Below are 18,398 nucleotides of genomic sequence, written 5' to 3' on the forward strand. Positions count from 1 at the left end.
ATTGAGGGCAGGCTTTGAGTACTCCAAAGTTAAAAACGGTATTTTGTATGGGGGTTGCAGTTGCGCTTTTGGCAAGTGGTTGCCAGACAACGCATACGCAAAAAAAAGACCCAGAAAAAGCGGTAAAGGTGCGTACACAACTTGCTGCTGAACATATCCGTTCAGGTGACTTGGATTCGGCAAAGCGAGCTCTTGATCAAGCTTTAAGTGTAGATAGCCGTGATGCAACGGCAAATATGATGATGGGTATTTTACTACAGCAAGAAGGTAGTAAGCCGAACTTAGAAAAAGCAGAACATTATTTTAAACGAGCAATTTCATCTGAACCAGATAATGCTCAAGCACATAATAATTATGGTACTTATTTATACCAAATGGAACGCTATAATGATGCGATCGAGCAATTTCGTATTGCTGGCACAACATTAGGTTATGACCAACGCTATCAGGCGTTAGAAAATTTGGGGCGTATTTATTTAAAATTGGGTGATGTTGCGAATGCTGAAAAAACATTCAAGCAATCACTCCTTGCTAACCGCGACTCTTATATTTCAATGTTAGAGTTAGCGGAAATTTTTTATTTGCAGCAGCAGATTCCGGCTGCTACACAAATGTATGAGCAATATGTTCGTACAGTGGGGCAGAAAAATCAGGGTGCAAGAGCACTTTGGATTGGTGTAAGAGTGGCTCGAGCCAATGCGGATAAAATGGGAATGCAAGTGTTAGTAAACCAATTACGTGCCTTGTTCCCAGAAAGTCCAGAATATCAACGTTATTTGCAATTACAGTATAGTACTGAGGCCGTATGGAAATAAATCCTAATTCACAGCAGCCAACTGGCTCAAGCTTACCGACTTCTGCTTTAGGAAATATTCAACGTCCTGGTGAGTATTTACGTCAAATTCGAGTTGCTCAGAATAAAGAGTTAGGGCAAGTTTCTTCAGATTTAAACATGCCGGTCAAAACTCTAACCGCTTTAGAGCAAGATGATTATAAGTCATTGCCAGAAGCGACTTTTATCAAGGGTTATTACCGTTCATATGCAAAATATCTAAATACAGATGCGACGGCAATTATTCAGCGCTTTGATGAAATTTATGCAAATGATACCGGGCTTTTACCAAATCATGCCTTAAATAACTCACCGATTAAAATCATGGGTAAACTCCCTGGTTCTAATAGTGATCGTAATAAGAAATGGTTAAAGCGCGCACTGCTTGCAATTTTGGTTATTGCTTTTGTGTCATTGATTGTTATGGGTATTCAAAAGTGGACTTCAAAGAAAGAAGATGTTGATTTACCTAAAGTAAATCAATCTAATGTTGAAGTTTTACCTATGAAAGGAAATGCCACCTCAACAGTGGGTGATCAATTGGTGCTAAACTTTAACCGACCAACTTCTGTTCATATTGTTGATGCAACAGGTAAAGTTTTGGCGACAGGTCGTCAGTCATCAACTTTAAATTTAAATGGTGAGTCTCCATTTCAGATTCGTCTTGATGATGCAACTGCTGTGTCATTAAGTTTAAACCAAGAACAGATTTCATTGTCTCCATATACGGTAAACGGTAAAGCTGAATTCCGTTTATCCCGCTAATACCATGAGTTGAGCGATACAATGATAGAGAACCCAATTAAACGTCGACCAACACGTAAAATCCGTGTTGGGTCGGTGTATGTCGGTGGCGATGCACCTATTAGCGTGCAAAGTATGACAAACACTGAAACTTGCGATGTTGATGCAACCGTTGCTCAGATTGAACGTTGCGCTGAAGCAGGTGCTGATATTATGCGTGTTTCGGTCCCATCTATGGAGGCTGCTGAAGCATTTGGCGCAATTCGTAAGCGCGTTTCAGTACCATTAGTTGCCGATATTCATTTTGACCATAGAATTGCCTTAGCAGTTGCAGATTATGGTGCAGACTGTTTGCGTATTAATCCGGGGAATATCGGGTCCGACCAGAAAGTTCGTGAAGTCGTTGCTGCTGCACGTCATCATGGCATTTCAATGCGTATTGGCGTCAATGGTGGTTCTCTAGAAAAAGATTTACAAAAAAAGTATGGCGAACCTACAGGTGAAGCACTGCTTGAGTCTGCATTACGCCATATAGATATTTTAGATCGACTCAATTTCCATGAATTTAAAGTCAGTGTAAAAGCATCTAATGTATTTTTAACAATGGATGCTTATCGTTTACTTTCAAAACAAATTGATAATCCATTACATCTTGGTGTAACTGAAGCGGGTATTTACCGTACCGGTACTGTGAAATCCGCTATTGCGCTTGGTGGTTTGCTGATGGAAGGTATTGGCGATACGATGCGTATTTCGCTTGCTGCCGAACCAGAAGATGAAATCAAGATTGGTTTTGATATCTTAAAATCATTGGGACTTCGCTCTAACGGGATTAACTTTATTGCTTGTCCGAGTTGTTCGCGCCAAGAATTTAACGTTATTCAAGTGATGCAAGCTTTGGAAGAGCGTTTAGAAGATATTCGTACTCCAATGGATGTGTCAGTGATTGGTTGTAAGGTAAATGGCCCGGGTGAAGCAAAAGAAGCAGATATCGGGGTTGTCGGGGCTGCGCCTCGTTCACTGGTTTATCGTAATGGTGAGAAAAGCCATTTAATCGATACCGATCAATTGGTTGATGAAATCGAAACAATGGTTCGTCAACGTGTCCAAGAGCTTGAAGAAGCTAAATCTAAAGAAATTATTCGTAGTTCATCATGAGTTCAATTGTCGCAATCAAAGGTTTTAATGACATCTTACCAACGCAAACAGTAGCGTGGAGACGTCTCGAGCAACATTTAGCATCTTTAATGGATGCTTATGGTTATCAACAAATTCGTTTGCCGATCGTTGAACAAACGGGCTTGTTTAAACGTGCTATTGGTGATGCAACCGATATTGTTGAAAAAGAAATGTATACCTTTTTCGACAAAGGCAATCCACCAGAGTCATTAACCTTACGTCCTGAAGGTACAGCAGGTTGTGTTCGCGCGATGCTTGAACATAACTTGTTGCGCGGTGCTACACCGCGTGTGTGGTATATGGGACCTATGTTCCGTTATGAAAAGCCACAAAAAGGACGTTACCGCCAGTTCCACCAGTTTGGTGTTGAAACTTTCGGTGTTGCCACTCCTGATATTGAAGCTGAAGTTATCTTGATGACAGCTCGGTTATGGAAGCGTATGGGCGTTGATCACATGGTTCAACTTGAGTTGAATACTTTAGGTGAAAAAGATGAACGTACAGAATACCGTAATGCTTTAGTTGCGTTCTTAAATGAACATAAAGAAGCTTTGGATGAAGATTCACAGCGCCGTTTAACGACTAACCCATTACGTATTTTAGATTCTAAAATTGAATCTACTCAGAAAATTCTGGAAAATGCACCGAAATTATATGACTTTTTAAAAGAAGACAGTTTAAGTCACTTCCAACAATTGCAAGATTATTTGACAGCTGCGGGCGTTAAATTTGTAATTAACCAAAAATTGGTACGTGGTCTAGATTATTACAACAAGACCGTTTTTGAATGGACAACAACTGCACTTGGTTCGCAAGGTACTGTGTGTGGAGGTGGTCGTTATGATGGTCTTGTTGGTCAGCTAAAAGGTAAGCCAGATCAATCTGTACCTGCTGTTGGCTTTGGCATGGGAATAGAGCGTTTATTGCTTCTAGTTGAGCAAGTTGAACAGGTCGAAGTTATTCGTGATTGTGAAGTATTTCTGGTTGCAGAGCCTGCTTATCAAACCAATGCTTTGATTTTAGCGGAACAATTACGTGACCAGTTAGAAGCTGCAAATAGCAGTATTCGGATCAAAACAGGTTCGCAAGGTAGCATGAAAAGCCAGATGAAAAAAGCTGATCAGGCTGGAGCAATCTTTGCTTTGATTTTAGGGGAACGAGAGTGGGATGCACAGCAGCTTGCTATAAAAGAACTAGCAACAGCTGAACAGTCACAAGTCGCAATCGCTGACCTCGTACCATTTTTAATCCAAAAATTTACAAAATAAACTGAAACATCTGGAAAAGGACAATCACATGAGCGTAAGTGATGAAGAACAATTCGACAGCTTAAAGTCGTTCGCCAAAAAATATGGTTCTGCCATGATTAGCGGAATTCTCATTGCGTTGATTGCCTTTTTTGGGTGGACATACTGGCAAAAAAAGAATCTGGCAACTAGCCAAGTAGAAACTGCAAAAGTACAGCAGTTAATGGATGAGGCAAATGCAAGTGGCGATAATCCAAACGCCTTAAGTTCGGTAACTGCGTCGGCAGATAAAATTGTAAAAGATGATATCGATTCTGTTCAGGCAATACAGACTCAGTTTGTATTGGCAAAATTAGCCTATGAAAAACAGGACTATGCTGCTGCTGAAAAAGCATTAAAGAAAGTTGAAAATTCAAAAGTAAAAGATGAAGGTTTGATTCAGGTTGTAAAATTGCGTTTAGCAGATGCACAATTGGCGCAAAACAAATATGATGAAGCACTAAAAACCTTGTCTGGTAACGTCGATCCAGCATTTAAAGCAACGGTAGAAGAGTTACGTGGTGATATCTTTGTTGCTAAGAAAGATGTTGATTCTGCTAAAAAAGCGTATCAGGCAGCCTGGAATTCGTTACTAGAACGTAAACAAGAGCGACAAATTTTACAAATTAAACTCGAAAGTGTTGGCGTTTTAGTTGAAGATCCACAGATTGAGCGCCCAATTTTGGAAACACAGGTGGAAGAGTCTTAATGAATCAGAAATTCAAACTGCCTTTGGCAATTGCAATCGCATCGGCTGTACTGGTGGGATGTTCGAGTAATAAAGTAAAAGAAGTCAAACCTAATCCGCTACCGAAATTGACCGAGTCGAAAAAGACCTTAACGCCAGTGTTTTCGCGTAGTGTTTCTTCTACTGATAAGGCTGATCCATTACGTTTGCAACTTGATGCAAGCGACGGTGTGGTTTTCACTCTTGATCCAAAAGGCGAAGTAGCTGCATATCGTGGTAAACAACGCATTTGGGAGAAAAAAGTCAGTAAATTAGGCTTGAGCTCTGGTGTTGAAGCTGCTGAAGGACTTGTTGTTGTTGGTAATAGTAAAGGGCAACTTTTTGCACTAGATCAGGCAACAGGCGAACAGAAGTGGACTGCACAGTTATCTGGCGCATTGTTAAGCCCGTCATTGGTTCAATCTGGACGCGTTATTACCGTTGCGAATGATGGTACTGTATTTGCGCATGATGCTACTTCGGGCCAACAAGTTTGGGCTTATAAATTACCCAATGTACAATTTAGTTTGCGTGGTCAGGCATCACCGGTGAGCCTTGATCCTCGTACTGTATTAATTGCATCTGCGAATGCGTATGTTTATGCAATTGATACGATTAGTGGTATTCCACGTTTCCAACGTCGTGTTGCAGTAAGCGAAGGTCGTTCTGATATTCAACGTTTAATCGATATCGAGGGCGATCCTACTGTAGCTGGACAGTTTATGGTAACGACTAGTTTCCAAGGTCAAGTGACTGTAACCGATCTTGCTTCTCAACGTGTAGTTTGGAGTGAAGATTCGAGCAGTACTAAACGTCCAGAAGTTTATGACAACAAAGTATTTGTCTCTTCAACAGATGGTAAGTTAACAGCTTATGATTTAGCATCTGGTGAAAAAATCTGGGAAAATGATAGTTTGTTAAACCGTCATTTAAGTAATCCGGTTGTGCTAGGACAAGATCTTGTTGTTGGCGATTTAGATGGTGTATTACATCTTGTTGAACCAGCAACAGGTAAATTAATTGGTCGTTCAAAAACAAGTGGTGAAGTTAATACATTACGTGTTATCGAGAACCAACTTTATGTTTCGACCAGAAAAGGTGATTTAAGTATTTGGCAGAATCGTTAATTTCGTTCGCTTGTGCTAAAATAAGCGCTTAACAAATTACGCTGTTAAAAATATCGGGGTGTTTGAATTAAATCAGTTCAAAGCCCCGTCTTTTATTATGGTCATCTCTGACCTTAAAATATATCTCCTGTACTGTTTTTAATGCTCATGCCATGAGATATGGCTGGTCTTGAATTAAGGTTATTGTATGAAACCCGTTATTGCGCTCATTGGTCGTCCGAATGTCGGAAAATCAACGTTATTTAACCAGATTACCAAGAGTCGTGATGCACTTGTAGCCGACTTCGCGGGCCTGACTCGTGACCGTAAATATGGTGATGCGACTTATCAGAATAAGTCTTTCATTGTTGTTGATACTGGCGGTATTGGTGAAAATGAAGGCGGTATTGATAACTACATGGCTGAGCAGTCAAAAACAGCGATCCATGAAGCAGATATCATTATTTTCGTGGTTGATGCGCGTGCTGGCTTGTTGGCTTCTGATGAGCAAATTGCACGGGAATTGCGTACGCTAGGTAAAAAAGTTTACTTGGTTGCCAATAAAGTTGATGGTGTTCATGCAGAAGCTGCGTTGGTTGAGTTTTACAAACTTGGTATGGGTGAACCATTACAAGTTGCTGCCAGCCATGGACGTGGTGTACAGCAAATGCTTGAGGATGTCTTGGTAGACGTACCTGAAGATGAAAATCCAGAAGAGCATGACAAAGCAACAGGTTTACGTTTAGCGATTATTGGTCGTCCAAATGTTGGTAAATCTACCTTAGTCAATCGCTTGCTTGGCGAAGATCGTGTGGTGGCATTTGACCAACCTGGTACAACTCGCGATTCGATTTATATCCCATTTGAACGTGATGGTCGTCAATATACCCTCATTGATACAGCGGGTGTGCGTCGTAAAGGTAAAGTTGAAGAAATGATTGAGAAATTCTCAATCGTGAAAACACTACAAGCAATTAAAGATGCACATGTGATTGTAGTGGTTCTTGATGCTCGTGAAGGCGTAGTTGAACAAGATTTACATTTGATTGGTTACGCACTTGAAGCTGGTCGTGCCATGGTGATCGCCATTAACAAATGGGACAACATGACAGAATACGATCGTAAACAATGTAAGTTGGATGTTGATCGCCGTTTTGACTTTATTCCATGGGCAAAAGTCCATTTAATCTCGGCATTGCATGGCACTGGTGTAGGGGAAATGTACCCAACCATCCATCGTGCTTATGACTCATCACATTTAAAAGTTTCACCTGCGAAATTAACCCAAATTTTGAATGATGCTACAGATGCACATCAACCGCCAATGGTGGGTGGTAAACGTATTAAAATGCGTTATGCGCATATGGGTGGACAAAATCCACCAACGATCGTAATTCACGGTAATAAGGTCGATAAAACCCCAGCGGATTATCGTCGTTACCTTGAGAATGTGTTCCGCAAAGTTTACAAACTGGAAGGAACGCCAGTGCGTGTCGATTTTAAAACGTCGGAAAACCCATTTGAAGGACGTAAGTCACAAGTGGATGAGCGCGTTGCGGCACGTAAACGTCGTTATGTACAGAAATTCAAAAAAGCTGAGAAAAAGTTTAAACGTTAAGCTTTTTAAAGTTCAAAAACCCAAAGTCTTCTTTGGGTTTTTTATTGCAAATAAATGAGCATATGCCAAGAGTTATGAAAAAGTGTGAATGATAAACGTAATTTTTTGTAAATTTCATAACGAATGCTATAATCAGCATCTTTATAAAATAATTTATATTTCGACAGAATAATGCTGCTTAGGGTTCACTTTTAGCATGGTAACATTACATCTTGCTCAGCTCACATTTACGCATGCTCAGCCCTCATATACAGCCCTTGACTGTATTTCAGCTATGCAACGTAGACGGTTGTCGCCATTAGCTAAACTTGCTTTAAATAGTGCGCTTGGTGCATTAGATGGCAGTAAAGCTGATTATATTGTTTGGGTGTCACGATATGGTGATGAGTCTAAAACGTTGAATATCTTGCAAGATGTTTTAAGTGAGCAAACTCCATCACCTACACAATTCTCAACGTCTGTTCATAATGCAATTTCTGGGCTTTATTCTATTTTATGTCAGGATGACACTCCATCTACCAGCTTAAGCTGTTCATGGACTGAAAGTTTGATTGAGGCCTATGCTCTTTTAAAGTCAATGAAAGATATCCAGCGGGTATTGGTCATTGCCTATGATGAACCCTTACCCAAAATTTATACTGAGGCAGTCGATTTCCCTGCCTATGCGATGGCTGCTGTCGTTACTTTAGAGCAACCTAATTTACAAATTACTGCGTGGATGCATACAGATGAAGCAGATGCTCCTGCTTTTGCTCATTTTTGGCAGGATGCTGACCAGTTAACATCTGCATTTGGGTGGAACAAATGCTAAATCTTAAAAATCTCAAACAAAAGGGTAATTATTGCTGGCGTGTGGCTGCAACTGGTTTTAGTTTTGCCAGTTTTGGGCTGGGCGGTATGGCAATCGCCTCAGTTATCGCCCCAGTACTAAATGCCACAACCTCTGACTATGAAAAGCGTCAGCAGCGTGCACAAAATGTGATTAAGTATAGCTTTAAAGGCTTTACCGAAATGATGGTCAAACTGGGCATCATGACTTATTCGGTAGACGGTTTGGAAAAGCTACAGAATAGTCGCCAAGAGCTAGTCATCGCCAATCATCCGAGTTTGATTGATGTTGTAGTACTAATTGGTATGATGCAGCAGGCTAATTGTGTGGTGAAGCAGTCTCTTTGGTCGAACCCCTTTACCAAAGGACCTGTACAAAGCGCGGGTTATATTTTGAACGCAGGATCTCAGCAATTTGTTGAAGACTGTGTGACGCGTCTGAAAGAAAATAATGCGGCTTCTCTTTTAATTTTTCCGGAAGGAACTCGTACTGAAAAAGGGATGACCCTAAACGAATTTCAGCGCGGTGCAGCCAACATTGCCATTCGTGCAAATGTACCAATTCGCCCAGTAATTATTACCTGTACACCATCGACATTAACCAAGAATGAAAAATGGTACCACGTACCATCTCGACCATTTCATATCGAAGTGAAAGTACTCGATGCTGTACATGTATCAGATCTGTTAGATGATTTAACAGTAGGACCTAAACAAGTTCGTCAGTTAAGTCGTAGTTTTTATAAAATTTTTGATGAAGAGTTATCTTGAAATGAGCAATCTTGCTGATGAACTAAAGCAAATGATTATTGATGTTTTGGCACTAGAAGATATCACTATTGCGGATATTGATACAGAAGCTCCATTATTTGGAGAAGGTTTAGGATTAGACTCGATTGATGCACTGGAGTTGGGACTGGCTTTGAAAAAGCGTTACAACATTCATTTAAATGCGGAGTCGGATGAAACCAAACAGCATTTTAAATCAATCCAGAGTTTAGTTGCTTTAGTTGAAGCACAGCAGAAGTCATAAGGAGTGTGATGATGTTATCTCAAGAGCAAGTATTAACTAAACTCCGCGAATGGATGGAAGATTTGTTTGAAATTGAACCGGAGTCTGTTCAACTCGATTCAAACTTATATTCAGATCTTGATGTAGACAGTATTGATGCAGTTGATTTAGTTGTAAAAATTAAAGAGTTAACGGGTAAGCAAGTAAAACCTGAAGATTTTAAAAATGTGCGAACCGTACTTGATGTTGTGACGGTTATTCGGAATATGACAGCTGAATGAAGCTCGTGATTAAAGGGATGATTACAGCACTTTTTGTGTTGTATCCCTTTATTGTGGGTTGGAGTTTGACGCACGGTCAATTTGTTTGGGTGAGTGTGTTACTCATTGGATTAGGTGTGGTCAGACTTTTTAGTAAAGGCAACTCATTATTATGGCCTTTAACTGGTTTTGCCATTGTTTGTGGCAGTCTTAGCTTGCTGTCACATAATCATGCTTGGTTAAAGTTATATCCGGTTGGCATGAGTTTGGGTGCATTGGTTATTTTTGCACTGACACTGATAAAACCACCGTCTATGATTGAACGCTTTGCCCGACTCGTTGAACCTGATTTACCTCCTTCTGGTGTGCAGTGGACCAGACAGGTGACCAAGGTATGGTGCATTTTCTTTTTCTGTAATGCATTGATTGCTTTAGGCACCGTACTTTTTACATCGACTCAGATTTGGGTCATTTATAATGGCTTTATTTCGTATGTACTAATGGGCATTTTGTTCGTTGGTGAATTTATTTTGCGTAAGCGACATCAGCGTTTACATTCTTCAAATCATTAATTAAAAACTATGCACTGTCATTTTCAAAAATTCATCGGTTCAGCTCATCCACTTTGTATAGATGCTGCTCTACATTCGACCAGTTTTACTCAATTTTGGCAGGACGTTGCCTTACAAGCTGCTGCAATTGCTCAAATGGAAAATTTAACTTGGGCATTATGGGAGGCAGACAGCTATGAATTTCTGGTTTTATTCTTTGCCGCTTTGTTAGCGGAAAAACAGGTACTTTTACCACCAAATCGGGTACGCGAATTAGAACAGGATTTTGCAGCACAGCAGATTTATTTTTTAAAGCGTCAAGATGTTGAAAAAGTTGTTCCTTTATCTTTAATTTTGGATGATGACTTTTTAGAACATGCGCAACTGTATTTTTATACATCAGGTTCAACTGGCGAACCTAAAAAAATCCCAAGAACATTAAAACAATTATTAAATGAAGTTCAAGGATTAAGCCAGAGCTTTACTTTTGATGAGCATGCAATTGCGATCGCAACGGTCAGTCATCAGCATATTTATGGATTACTATTTAAATTATTGCTACCACTAGCGACGGGTCGAAGTTTTTATTCCCCTCAAATGGCATTCCCAGAAGATGTGGTACAAGCTCAAAAACAATTAGAAATGTTGAGATTAAGCAATTATTTGATCTCAAGTCCTGCATTATTAAAACGTTGGACAACCGATGTCGTTTTGCAACACTGTCAAATGGTCTTTAGTTCGGGTGGCAAGCTAGAAAGTGGTGTTCGCCCTTTTTTAAATCGTCCGATTATTGAAGTTTTGGGAAGTTCTGAAACAGGTGGTATTGCCCATCGTGCTAAAGATGAGGATGCTTGGACTGCTTTTAGCAATGTGGCTATTCGGATTGAAGACCAACAGCTCATGGTGAAGAGTAATCATGCCTATGAGGATGATTGGATTAGCACAGGTGATGGTGCAGCATGGCCAGATGCAATGAGTCAGACCTTTAAGCTGATGGGGCGTACAGATCGAATTATTAAACTTGAAGAAAAGCGTCTGAGTCTAGATGCGATCGAGCAAAGCATTCAAGCTTTAGATGCAGTACAGCAATGTCATGTATTGGTACTTGAACATGAGCATCGTCAAATATTGGGATGTATTGTTGTTTTAAAAGAAGATGCACGGGAACAGTTACAGCAACTAGGTAAGTCGGTTTTTGTTGGTCATTTAAAACAACAGTTGAAAGACCGCTTGGAAACTATAGAGATTCCACGTCAATGGCGTTTCCTAAGTCAGCTACCACAAAACTCTCAGTCTAAACTCAATAAAAGCTATTTGCAGACTCTATTTAAGTCTATGTTACAACCTGTGGTTTTGTCGCAGTCTCAAAGTTCAGATGACTATATTTTGAGCCTTGAGTTTCCACCAGAGTTAGCGTGTTTTAAAGGGCATTTCCCAACACAACCGATTTATCCTGGGGTCGGGCAAATAGGTTTTTTACAACATTTTGCTAAATCAATTTGGTCGGACTTAAATTGGTGTCAGGGTTATGAACAGCTAAAATTTCAAAATCTGATCCGTCCTTATGCAATTGTACAACTTAAGCTTTCTCGAAAAGAGCATAAAGTGGGTTTTGAGCTACGCGATTCAGAACAGATTTTGGCTTCTGGGCGTTTATTATTCGCTTTGCAAATGGAAGTAGAGGGTTAAAAATGCAGACCAACTATGGCTTTGTTATCCCAGTTTATAACCATCCCCATTATTTAGCTGATTTGATTGCCTATCTTGATCGCTTTCATTTGCCGATTGTATTGGTAAATGATGGAAGTGATGATGCTTGTAGCCAGATTTTACGGGCATTAGCCAATCAATATTCCCAAATTCATTTAATTGAACATGAAGTGAATAAGGGTAAAGGGCAAGCTGTGATTACAGGATTGCGTGCTGCACATGAGTTGGGTTTAAGCCATGCCTTACAACTTGATTCCGATGGTCAACACCACTGGGATGACATTCCTAAATTTATTGAGCAGTCTCAGCAACATCCCAAAGCTATGGTGATTGGTCAGCCGTACTTTGATGAATCTATTCCTAAAAAACGGTTGTATGGTCGTTACATTACTCATTTTTGGGTGTGGCTTAATAGTTTGTCTTTTGAAATTAAAGACAGTATGTGTGGGTTTAGAGTGTATCCACTCGAGAGCACTATTAAAGTTTTGAACAGCGCTAAGTTTCAGCCACGTATGGGCTTTGATAGCGAAATTTTGGTGCGTTTAAAATGGGAAAATACCTCATTTATTAATGTGCCGACACCTGTTGTTTATCCAGAGCAGGGCATCTCCCATTTTCATGCTTGGCGAGATAACTTGGGGCTGAGTAAAGCACACGCAACTTTGTTTATGGGCATGCTGATTCGCTTACCGAAGCTGTTAAAACAAAGGCTGCAAGGTTAATTATGTCAGATTCAGCTTCTCCAAAATGGAATGACATTAAAGAGCGAGGAGGCATGGTGCCCCTCATGCTTATGTTGTGGTTTTACCGTTTTGGTGGACGTTGGTTATGCAAGTTGGTGATGTACTTTGTCATTATGTGGTATTGGCTGTTTGCCGCCACAGCACGACAAGCTTCCTTAATTTATTTACAAAAACTGCATCATTTTGCTGGAACACAGTCTCCCTTTACCCACGAACCAACTTGGGCAAATAGCTATACGCATTTTATGCAATTTGGTGAATGTATTTTAGATAAGATTGAAGGTTGGCTAGGTCATATCTCAGAGCAAAATTTAGAAGTTTTTGGGCATGAAAACTTTTCTCGGCACTACCAAAAAGGGGCGCTGATTGTGGTTTCCCATTTTGGCAATATTGAATTGCTTCGGGCAATTAAGTCAGAACATCCCCAGAAAATTAATGTACTGGTTTATCAAAAACATGCGACCAAGTTTAATGAGTTTTTGAAAAAGCTAAATGATAAGGCCGATGTTTGCTTATTGCCCGTCGATGAATTGGGCATTGAAACCGCTATGATTTTACAAGACAAAATGCAACAGGGTGAGTGGGTGATTGTTGCTGCGGACCGTGTACCCGTGCAGTCAGATCGTGTACAGCATGTCGACTTTTTAGGGGAATTAGCAGCCTTTCCACAAGGTGCATGGATCTTGGCAAATTTACTGAAAGTACCTGTTATTGCAGTGTTTTGCTACCGTGTGCAACAACAGTTCCAAGTTCATATTCATTCAATTGCCGAGCAGGTAAATTTACCCCGCGCTAACCGTATTGAAAGTATGCAAACCATAACTAAAACGTATGTTGCTGTATTAGAACAGCATTGTCTGCGTGCCCCTTATCAATGGTTTAATTTTTATAATTTTTGGACGAAATAACATGCGTGTTTTAACCGTAGGTGAACAGCCACTGAGTATTGAAGATGTTGTTTCGGTCGCAAGAGGCGAATGTCAGGTCGCGTTACCTGCATCATCTTCATGGCGTGACCTAATTCAAAAAGGTGCTGATTTTCTCGATCAGTTACTTGAAGAAGAAGGTGTCATTTACGGTGTGACCACGGGTTATGGTGATTCATGTTTAGTTGAAGTGCCATTACATCAGGTCAATGAGTTGCCGCTACATCTTTCACGTTTTCATGGTTGTGGTTTAGGTGAAAATTTAGATGTCATCACTGCACGTGCAGTAGTCGTGACACGTTTATGTTCATTGGCTCGCGGTTATTCAGGCGTGTCGATAGCACTACTTGAGCGTTTGGTTTGGTTGTTGAATGAAAATGTGATTCCAGTCATCCCATCTGAAGGTTCGGTGGGGGCAAGCGGTGATTTAACGCCGTTGTCTTACATTGCTGGAACTTTAATCGGGGAGCGAGATGTCTATATTGATGGACAGATTACCCCTGTTGCTCAAGTCTATGTTGAAAAAGGTTTGCAACCATTAACACTCAGACCTAAAGAAGGTTTGGCGCTTATGAACGGCACTGCCGTGATGACGGCGATTGCTTGTTTAAATTATAAAAAAGCAGAGCAGATTGCACTAGCAAGTACTTTGATTACAGCTCTAAATGTGCTGGCCTTGGAAGGTAATCCAAGCCATTTCGATGAAGTACTGTTTGCACAAAAACCTCATCCAGGACAGCAGCAAATTGCCAAGCAATTACGTGATTGGCTCAACAGTGAAGTACAAACAGCGCATCAAAGCCCGCGTTTGCAAGATCGTTATTCATTGCGCTGTGCGCCGCATATTATTGGTGTATTTGAAGACTCAAAAGTATGGTTACGTCAGTTTATTGAAAATGAGCTGAACTCAAGTAATGACAATCCCTTGATTGATCCAGTAGGTATGCGTGTGTTGCATGGCGGTCATTTTTATGGTGGACATATTGCACAGGCGATGGATAGCTTAAAAATTATGATTGCCAATATTGCTGACTTGATGGATAGACAGATTGCACAGCTAGTCGATCATAAAATGAATCATGGTTTACCACGTAATTTAACGGGCGCAACGGCTGAACGTTTACCACTCAATCACGGCTTTAAAGCTGTGCAAATCGGGGTGTCGGCGTGGACAGCTGAAGCCTTAAAAAACACTTTGGCAGCGTCGATTTTTTCACGCTCAACCGAATGTCATAACCAAGACAAAGTTAGTATGGGTACCATTGCTGCACGAGATGCGAGCCGCGTGATCACCTTAACCCAGCAAGTAATTGCAGCACTTTGCTGCGCTAGTGTGCAGGCCATTCATTTAAAAGGTTTAACAGCACAGTTAAGCCCAACATTGCAGGGATTTATGCAATGGACCTTACAAAGCTTTGCATTTGTCGAAGAAGACCGACCATTACAAACCGAATTACAACAGATTGTTGATCGTTTAGACCAACTTGAATTGTTTAATCAACCAGAATTTATGGGATAAGGTGAGCCAATGCATGCAGATGTAATCATTGAAATTCCATTTCATGATGTCGATACCATGAATGTGGTTTGGCATGGACACTATTTAAAATACTTTGAGATTGCGCGCTGTAAATTGCTCGATCAATTTCATTACAACTATATGCAGATGAAAGAATCAGGCTATGCATGGCCTGTGATTGAAAGCCATGTTCGCTATGCATACGGTATTGAGTTTGAACAAAAGATTCGGGTTCGCGCCATTTTAAAAGAATGGGAAAACCGCTTAAAAATTGATTATCTAATTTTTGATGCTGAGTCTGGGAAACGCTTAACCAAAGGTTATACCACACAGGTGGCGGTGAATATTGAAGCCCGTGAAATGTGTTTTCAGTCGCCTCAGGTTTTGTTTGATCGTTTGAATGCGTGGTCTGAGTTTCAACCGAAGAGGAATGTATGATGACTAAATTCATCAAAACTTTAGGTTTAGGTATTGCTATCTGGATGGGTAGTTTAAGTGCTGTCTATGCAGCACCGGCACAGGTTACTCAAATTTTTCAGCAATTGTCACAGTCTCCTACCGTTCGTGCTGATTTTGAACAGCAAAAAAAACTGCCGTCGTTGAATAAAACCTTTGTGTCGAACGGCTCGTTATTGTTCGCAAAATCTTATGGCGTGGCATGGCAAATCAAACGCCCAGTACAAGCCGATTTGATCGTCACCCCAACAAAACTAGTGCAAAAAACGCAGCGTACATTTAGCCAAATTCAGGTGGATCAATCACCTTATAGCTCTGTAGCAACTTTATTTTTGCAGTTAATGTCAGGTAATGAACAAGCCTTGGCAAAGAATTTTAATGTGGTAAGTGCGAACTATAGTCCAGCGGGTTGGAGCATGAGCTTAACTCCGAAAAGTAGCCTATTTAAAAAGCTGTTTGTGCGTGTTGATGCGCAAGGGCAACAGTACGTTAACCAAATCGTGATTACCGAAAAAGCCAATAATTTGACGACCATTCGTTTTAGTCACCAGACTTCTCAACCGACGACTCTAACGGCTGCTGAGCATGCGCTTTTCCAACTGGCAAAATAAGTTCACCGCGCTTTGGTTAATTGCTCTGCTGCTCATTGCAGTGGGGCTTGGCGTGACGTGGTTGAATAAAGATATTCATATTCAAACCAATATTTTTGCGTTATTGCCTAAAGTTCAGCAAGACCCAGAACTTGCACGTACTCAGCAGTACATGAATGAGCAACTCAACAATAAAGTATTTGTGGTTGTAGATGCCAAAGATGAAGCTGCGATACAACAGGCTACCAGTTTTTTAACAGCGCAAGCTAAGCAAAGTGCGCTATGGCAGCCACTCAAACCACAGCTTGATTTTGATCAATTTGCAAAACGGTTGTATCAACATCGAGCAGGTTTGTTGAGTGCTCAAGATCAAGTCTTATTGCAAAAAAAGGATTATGCTGCGCTGACTGAACAAAGTCTGATGCAGATGATGAGTCCAGGCATGCCTGTCACTGCTGAGTCACTTAAGCAAGACCCGCTATTATTGTTCCCTCGTTATGCGATGCAGTTAGCGAATCCGTCACAACAAGATATTGAAATGGAGCAGGGCTTTGCCACCATTCATCATGAGCAAGGTCTCTCTCGGCTTTTCGTATTACAGTTAACGCAAAGCCCATACAATATTGATTATCAAGAACAGGTATCGAACTGGATTGATCAAACTAAGCAAAAGTTAGCGGCAATGGGATTAAATTCTCATTGGACTGGAACTATTTTATTTTCAAATTTTGGGACGCAATCAGCTAAACAGGAAATTTCAACCATTGGTGTTGGCTCTACATTGGGCTTAATTTTTCTGGTTTGGTTTGGCTTTCGTTCATTGCGACCTTTGGCGACCGAGTTTATTGCAGTTTCGACTGGAAGCTTTGTGGCGTTTGCGGTCACACATTGGGTGTTTGGTGAAATTCACCTGATGACATTAGTGTTTGGTGCAAGTCTGATAGGTGTCTGTGTCGACTTTTCATTTTATTTTATGGCGATGCAATCGCAGCATAGAAAGCTTGGTGGTTTTCAAATTTTAAAACCGCTATTACCAAGTTTGTTTATGGGCTTAATGACCACGTTGGTTGCTTACATCTTTTTGAGTTTTACTCCGTTTCCTGGGTTCAAGCAGATTGCAGTCTTTTCAATTGTGGGACTGACTGCGGCTTGGATTAGTAGTGTACTGCTATTGCCAAGATTACCTGCGCTAAATGCTCAGCCAGCAATAAAAGCACTGTCGTGGATTGGACAAGCACGGTTATGGTTTCAACAACGAGCTAAAATACGTTATGGCTTCATTGCAGCCATTTTAGCAGTGGGTACGGTGAGTCTTTTCTATCTCAAAAGTAACGATGATATCCGTAACTTACAAGGTATGGATGTGAGTCTGAAACAGCAGGATCAAGCCGTTCGTGAACAATTTGGCCAGCAACAAAGCAGTGATTATTTTGTAGTACGAGCAGCCTATGCAAATGAAATGCAGCAACAAGAGCAGCAACTGATTGGACATTTGCAACAGTTACAGTCACAAGGGAAAATCAGTGCATTTCAAGCTCTGGGACAATGGATTCCACCATTGGCAGAGCAGCAAAAGAATGTACAACTATTAAGAAATATTCCAAAAGCAACTTTGCAGCTATATGCCCAAAGCATGGGGCTAAATGTCACTGATGTTTTACATTGGCAACAGCAACTGGCGACACAACCGTTATTAGATTTTGCTGTATTTAAAGATCACCCTTTAGCTTTTTTACAACCTCAAGCCAATGAACGATTAGTGATGGTGACAGGGGTGAAACAACCTGAGGTGTTGAAGCAGCTTCAGAATGATCACATAAACTTCCAGCAACCGATTACTGCAATGTCGGAAATGTTTGCCGAACATCGAGTGCAGGCTCAGCATCTTCTCATTTATGCCTTAATTGGTCTGGCGGTTGGTTTAGCACTTATTTATGGTCTAAGTTCGATTGTGCCTTTGGTTCTGCCTGTAAGCTTGGCATTACTGAGCACTTTTGCTGTTCAGGCATGGTTAGGTGTCGAGATTAATCTGTTTAGTATTATGGCGACTTTCCTAATTATCGGGATTGGCGTTGACTATGCAATTTTCTACCGACATGGACATGATCATCCACAAGTGGTTGGAATGGCTCTGTTTTTATGTATGATGTCGACTTTACTTGGCTTTGGATTACTTTCGTTTAGCCATACTTACGCAATTCATTGTTTCGGTTTAACGGTTTTATTCGGGGTTATCTTCTCATTTATCTATGCGACTTTGTTAACCCCCGCAGATGAAAAACATATCGTGAATTTACAAGACCATTCATAA

At 40.7% G+C, this 18,398-nt stretch carries 19 protein-coding genes; all 19 read left to right on the top strand.

What is annotated here, in order from left to right; translation table 11 throughout:
• The first annotated feature begins 14 nt into the window (after positions 1-14).
• The 19 genes from pilW (at position 15) to AC07M3_RS10260 (ending at position 18,398) form a co-directional block, all read left to right on the top strand.
• Complete coding sequence (pilW, locus tag AC07M3_RS10170) at positions 15-815, top strand: type IV pilus biogenesis/stability protein PilW (RefSeq protein ID WP_003654874.1); 801 nt, start codon at positions 15-17, stop codon at positions 813-815.
• Complete coding sequence (locus AC07M3_RS10175) at positions 806-1,597, top strand: helix-turn-helix domain-containing protein (RefSeq protein ID WP_494567207.1); 792 nt, start codon at positions 806-808, stop codon at positions 1,595-1,597. The genes pilW and AC07M3_RS10175 overlap by 10 nt, the downstream gene beginning before the upstream one ends.
• 21 nt (positions 1,598-1,618) lie before the next feature.
• Entirely contained in the window at positions 1,619-2,734 is a 1,116-nt protein-coding gene (gene ispG, locus AC07M3_RS10180) for a flavodoxin-dependent (E)-4-hydroxy-3-methylbut-2-enyl-diphosphate synthase (RefSeq protein ID WP_004641112.1), read from the top strand.
• Positions 2,731-4,023 carry a histidine--tRNA ligase gene (hisS, locus tag AC07M3_RS10185; protein WP_133747622.1) on the top strand — a complete coding sequence of 431 codons (1,293 nt, stop codon included), beginning with the start codon at positions 2,731-2,733 and terminating at the stop codon, positions 4,021-4,023. The genes ispG and hisS overlap by 4 nt, the downstream gene beginning before the upstream one ends.
• A gap of 28 nt (positions 4,024-4,051) precedes the next feature.
• A complete protein-coding gene (locus AC07M3_RS10190; protein WP_494567208.1) occupies positions 4,052-4,750 on the top strand; it encodes a YfgM family protein in 699 nt (232 codons plus the stop codon).
• Entirely contained in the window at positions 4,750-5,895 is a 1,146-nt protein-coding gene (bamB, locus tag AC07M3_RS10195; protein ID WP_494567209.1) for an outer membrane protein assembly factor BamB, read from the top strand. Before AC07M3_RS10190 ends, bamB begins: the two co-directional genes overlap by 1 nt.
• A 187-nt stretch (positions 5,896-6,082) precedes the next feature.
• Positions 6,083-7,492 carry a ribosome biogenesis GTPase Der gene (gene der / locus AC07M3_RS10200; protein WP_199965891.1) on the top strand — a complete coding sequence of 470 codons (1,410 nt, stop codon included), beginning with the start codon at positions 6,083-6,085 and terminating at the stop codon, positions 7,490-7,492.
• 196 nt (positions 7,493-7,688) lie between these two features.
• Entirely contained in the window at positions 7,689-8,303 is a 615-nt protein-coding gene (locus AC07M3_RS10205) for a beta-ketoacyl synthase chain length factor (protein WP_494567210.1), read from the top strand.
• A complete protein-coding gene (locus AC07M3_RS10210; protein WP_494567211.1) occupies positions 8,288-9,091 on the top strand; it encodes a lysophospholipid acyltransferase family protein in 804 nt (267 codons plus the stop codon). The genes AC07M3_RS10205 and AC07M3_RS10210 overlap by 16 nt, the downstream gene beginning before the upstream one ends.
• 1 nt (position 9,092) lies before the next feature.
• Entirely contained in the window at positions 9,093-9,353 is a 261-nt protein-coding gene (locus tag AC07M3_RS10215; protein WP_000067033.1) for a phosphopantetheine-binding protein, read from the top strand.
• Between the two features lie 5 nt (positions 9,354-9,358).
• Complete coding sequence (locus tag AC07M3_RS10220; RefSeq protein ID WP_080592314.1) at positions 9,359-9,613, top strand: acyl carrier protein; 255 nt, start codon at positions 9,359-9,361, stop codon at positions 9,611-9,613.
• The gene (locus AC07M3_RS10225; protein ID WP_494567212.1) at positions 9,610-10,164 is read left to right on the top strand and encodes a COG4648 family protein; all 555 of its coding nucleotides are present in this window, start codon (positions 9,610-9,612) and stop codon (positions 10,162-10,164) included. Before AC07M3_RS10220 ends, AC07M3_RS10225 begins: the two co-directional genes overlap by 4 nt.
• A 9-nt stretch (positions 10,165-10,173) precedes the next feature.
• Complete coding sequence (locus AC07M3_RS10230) at positions 10,174-11,832, top strand: ApeI family dehydratase (protein WP_494567213.1); 1,659 nt, start codon at positions 10,174-10,176, stop codon at positions 11,830-11,832.
• A gap of 2 nt (positions 11,833-11,834) precedes the next feature.
• Complete coding sequence (locus AC07M3_RS10235) at positions 11,835-12,575, top strand: glycosyltransferase family 2 protein (protein WP_494567214.1); 741 nt, start codon at positions 11,835-11,837, stop codon at positions 12,573-12,575.
• A gap of 2 nt (positions 12,576-12,577) precedes the next feature.
• Positions 12,578-13,504, top strand: a complete 927-nt coding sequence (locus AC07M3_RS10240; RefSeq protein ID WP_494567215.1) for a lysophospholipid acyltransferase family protein — start codon at positions 12,578-12,580, stop codon at positions 13,502-13,504.
• A 1-nt stretch (position 13,505) separates the two neighbouring features.
• Positions 13,506-15,041 carry an HAL/PAL/TAL family ammonia-lyase gene (locus AC07M3_RS10245; RefSeq protein ID WP_494567216.1) on the top strand — a complete coding sequence of 512 codons (1,536 nt, stop codon included), beginning with the start codon at positions 13,506-13,508 and terminating at the stop codon, positions 15,039-15,041.
• A gap of 9 nt (positions 15,042-15,050) precedes the next feature.
• Positions 15,051-15,479 carry an acyl-CoA thioesterase gene (locus tag AC07M3_RS10250; protein WP_101664115.1) on the top strand — a complete coding sequence of 143 codons (429 nt, stop codon included), beginning with the start codon at positions 15,051-15,053 and terminating at the stop codon, positions 15,477-15,479.
• Complete coding sequence (locus AC07M3_RS10255) at positions 15,479-16,108, top strand: LolA family protein (RefSeq protein ID WP_494567270.1); 630 nt, start codon at positions 15,479-15,481, stop codon at positions 16,106-16,108. Before AC07M3_RS10250 ends, AC07M3_RS10255 begins: the two co-directional genes overlap by 1 nt.
• Positions 16,083-18,398, top strand: coding sequence for an MMPL family transporter (locus tag AC07M3_RS10260; RefSeq protein WP_494567217.1), 2,316 nt, complete (start codon positions 16,083-16,085; stop codon positions 18,396-18,398). Before AC07M3_RS10255 ends, AC07M3_RS10260 begins: the two co-directional genes overlap by 26 nt.

This window comes from Acinetobacter sp. GW821-FHT09D10, from assembly GCF_059416285.1.

Coding starts and splice junctions, on each gene's coding strand:
- AC07M3_RS10175 (WP_494567207.1), top strand. CDS start 806: ATGGAAATAAATCCTAATTCACAGCAGCCAACTGGCTCAAGCTTACCG.
- ispG (WP_004641112.1), top strand. CDS start 1,619: ATGATAGAGAACCCAATTAAACGTCGACCAACACGTAAAATCCGTGTT.
- hisS (WP_133747622.1), top strand. CDS start 2,731: ATGAGTTCAATTGTCGCAATCAAAGGTTTTAATGACATCTTACCAACG.
- AC07M3_RS10190 (WP_494567208.1), top strand. CDS start 4,052: ATGAGCGTAAGTGATGAAGAACAATTCGACAGCTTAAAGTCGTTCGCC.
- bamB (WP_494567209.1), top strand. CDS start 4,750: ATGAATCAGAAATTCAAACTGCCTTTGGCAATTGCAATCGCATCGGCT.
- der (WP_199965891.1), top strand. CDS start 6,083: ATGAAACCCGTTATTGCGCTCATTGGTCGTCCGAATGTCGGAAAATCA.
- AC07M3_RS10205 (WP_494567210.1), top strand. CDS start 7,689: ATGGTAACATTACATCTTGCTCAGCTCACATTTACGCATGCTCAGCCC.
- AC07M3_RS10215 (WP_000067033.1), top strand. CDS start 9,093: ATGAGCAATCTTGCTGATGAACTAAAGCAAATGATTATTGATGTTTTG.
- AC07M3_RS10225 (WP_494567212.1), top strand. CDS start 9,610: ATGAAGCTCGTGATTAAAGGGATGATTACAGCACTTTTTGTGTTGTAT.
- AC07M3_RS10230 (WP_494567213.1), top strand. CDS start 10,174: ATGCACTGTCATTTTCAAAAATTCATCGGTTCAGCTCATCCACTTTGT.
- AC07M3_RS10235 (WP_494567214.1), top strand. CDS start 11,835: ATGCAGACCAACTATGGCTTTGTTATCCCAGTTTATAACCATCCCCAT.
- AC07M3_RS10240 (WP_494567215.1), top strand. CDS start 12,578: ATGTCAGATTCAGCTTCTCCAAAATGGAATGACATTAAAGAGCGAGGA.
- AC07M3_RS10245 (WP_494567216.1), top strand. CDS start 13,506: ATGCGTGTTTTAACCGTAGGTGAACAGCCACTGAGTATTGAAGATGTT.
- AC07M3_RS10250 (WP_101664115.1), top strand. CDS start 15,051: ATGCATGCAGATGTAATCATTGAAATTCCATTTCATGATGTCGATACC.
- AC07M3_RS10255 (WP_494567270.1), top strand. CDS start 15,479: ATGACTAAATTCATCAAAACTTTAGGTTTAGGTATTGCTATCTGGATG.
- AC07M3_RS10260 (WP_494567217.1), top strand. CDS start 16,083: ATGCGCTTTTCCAACTGGCAAAATAAGTTCACCGCGCTTTGGTTAATT.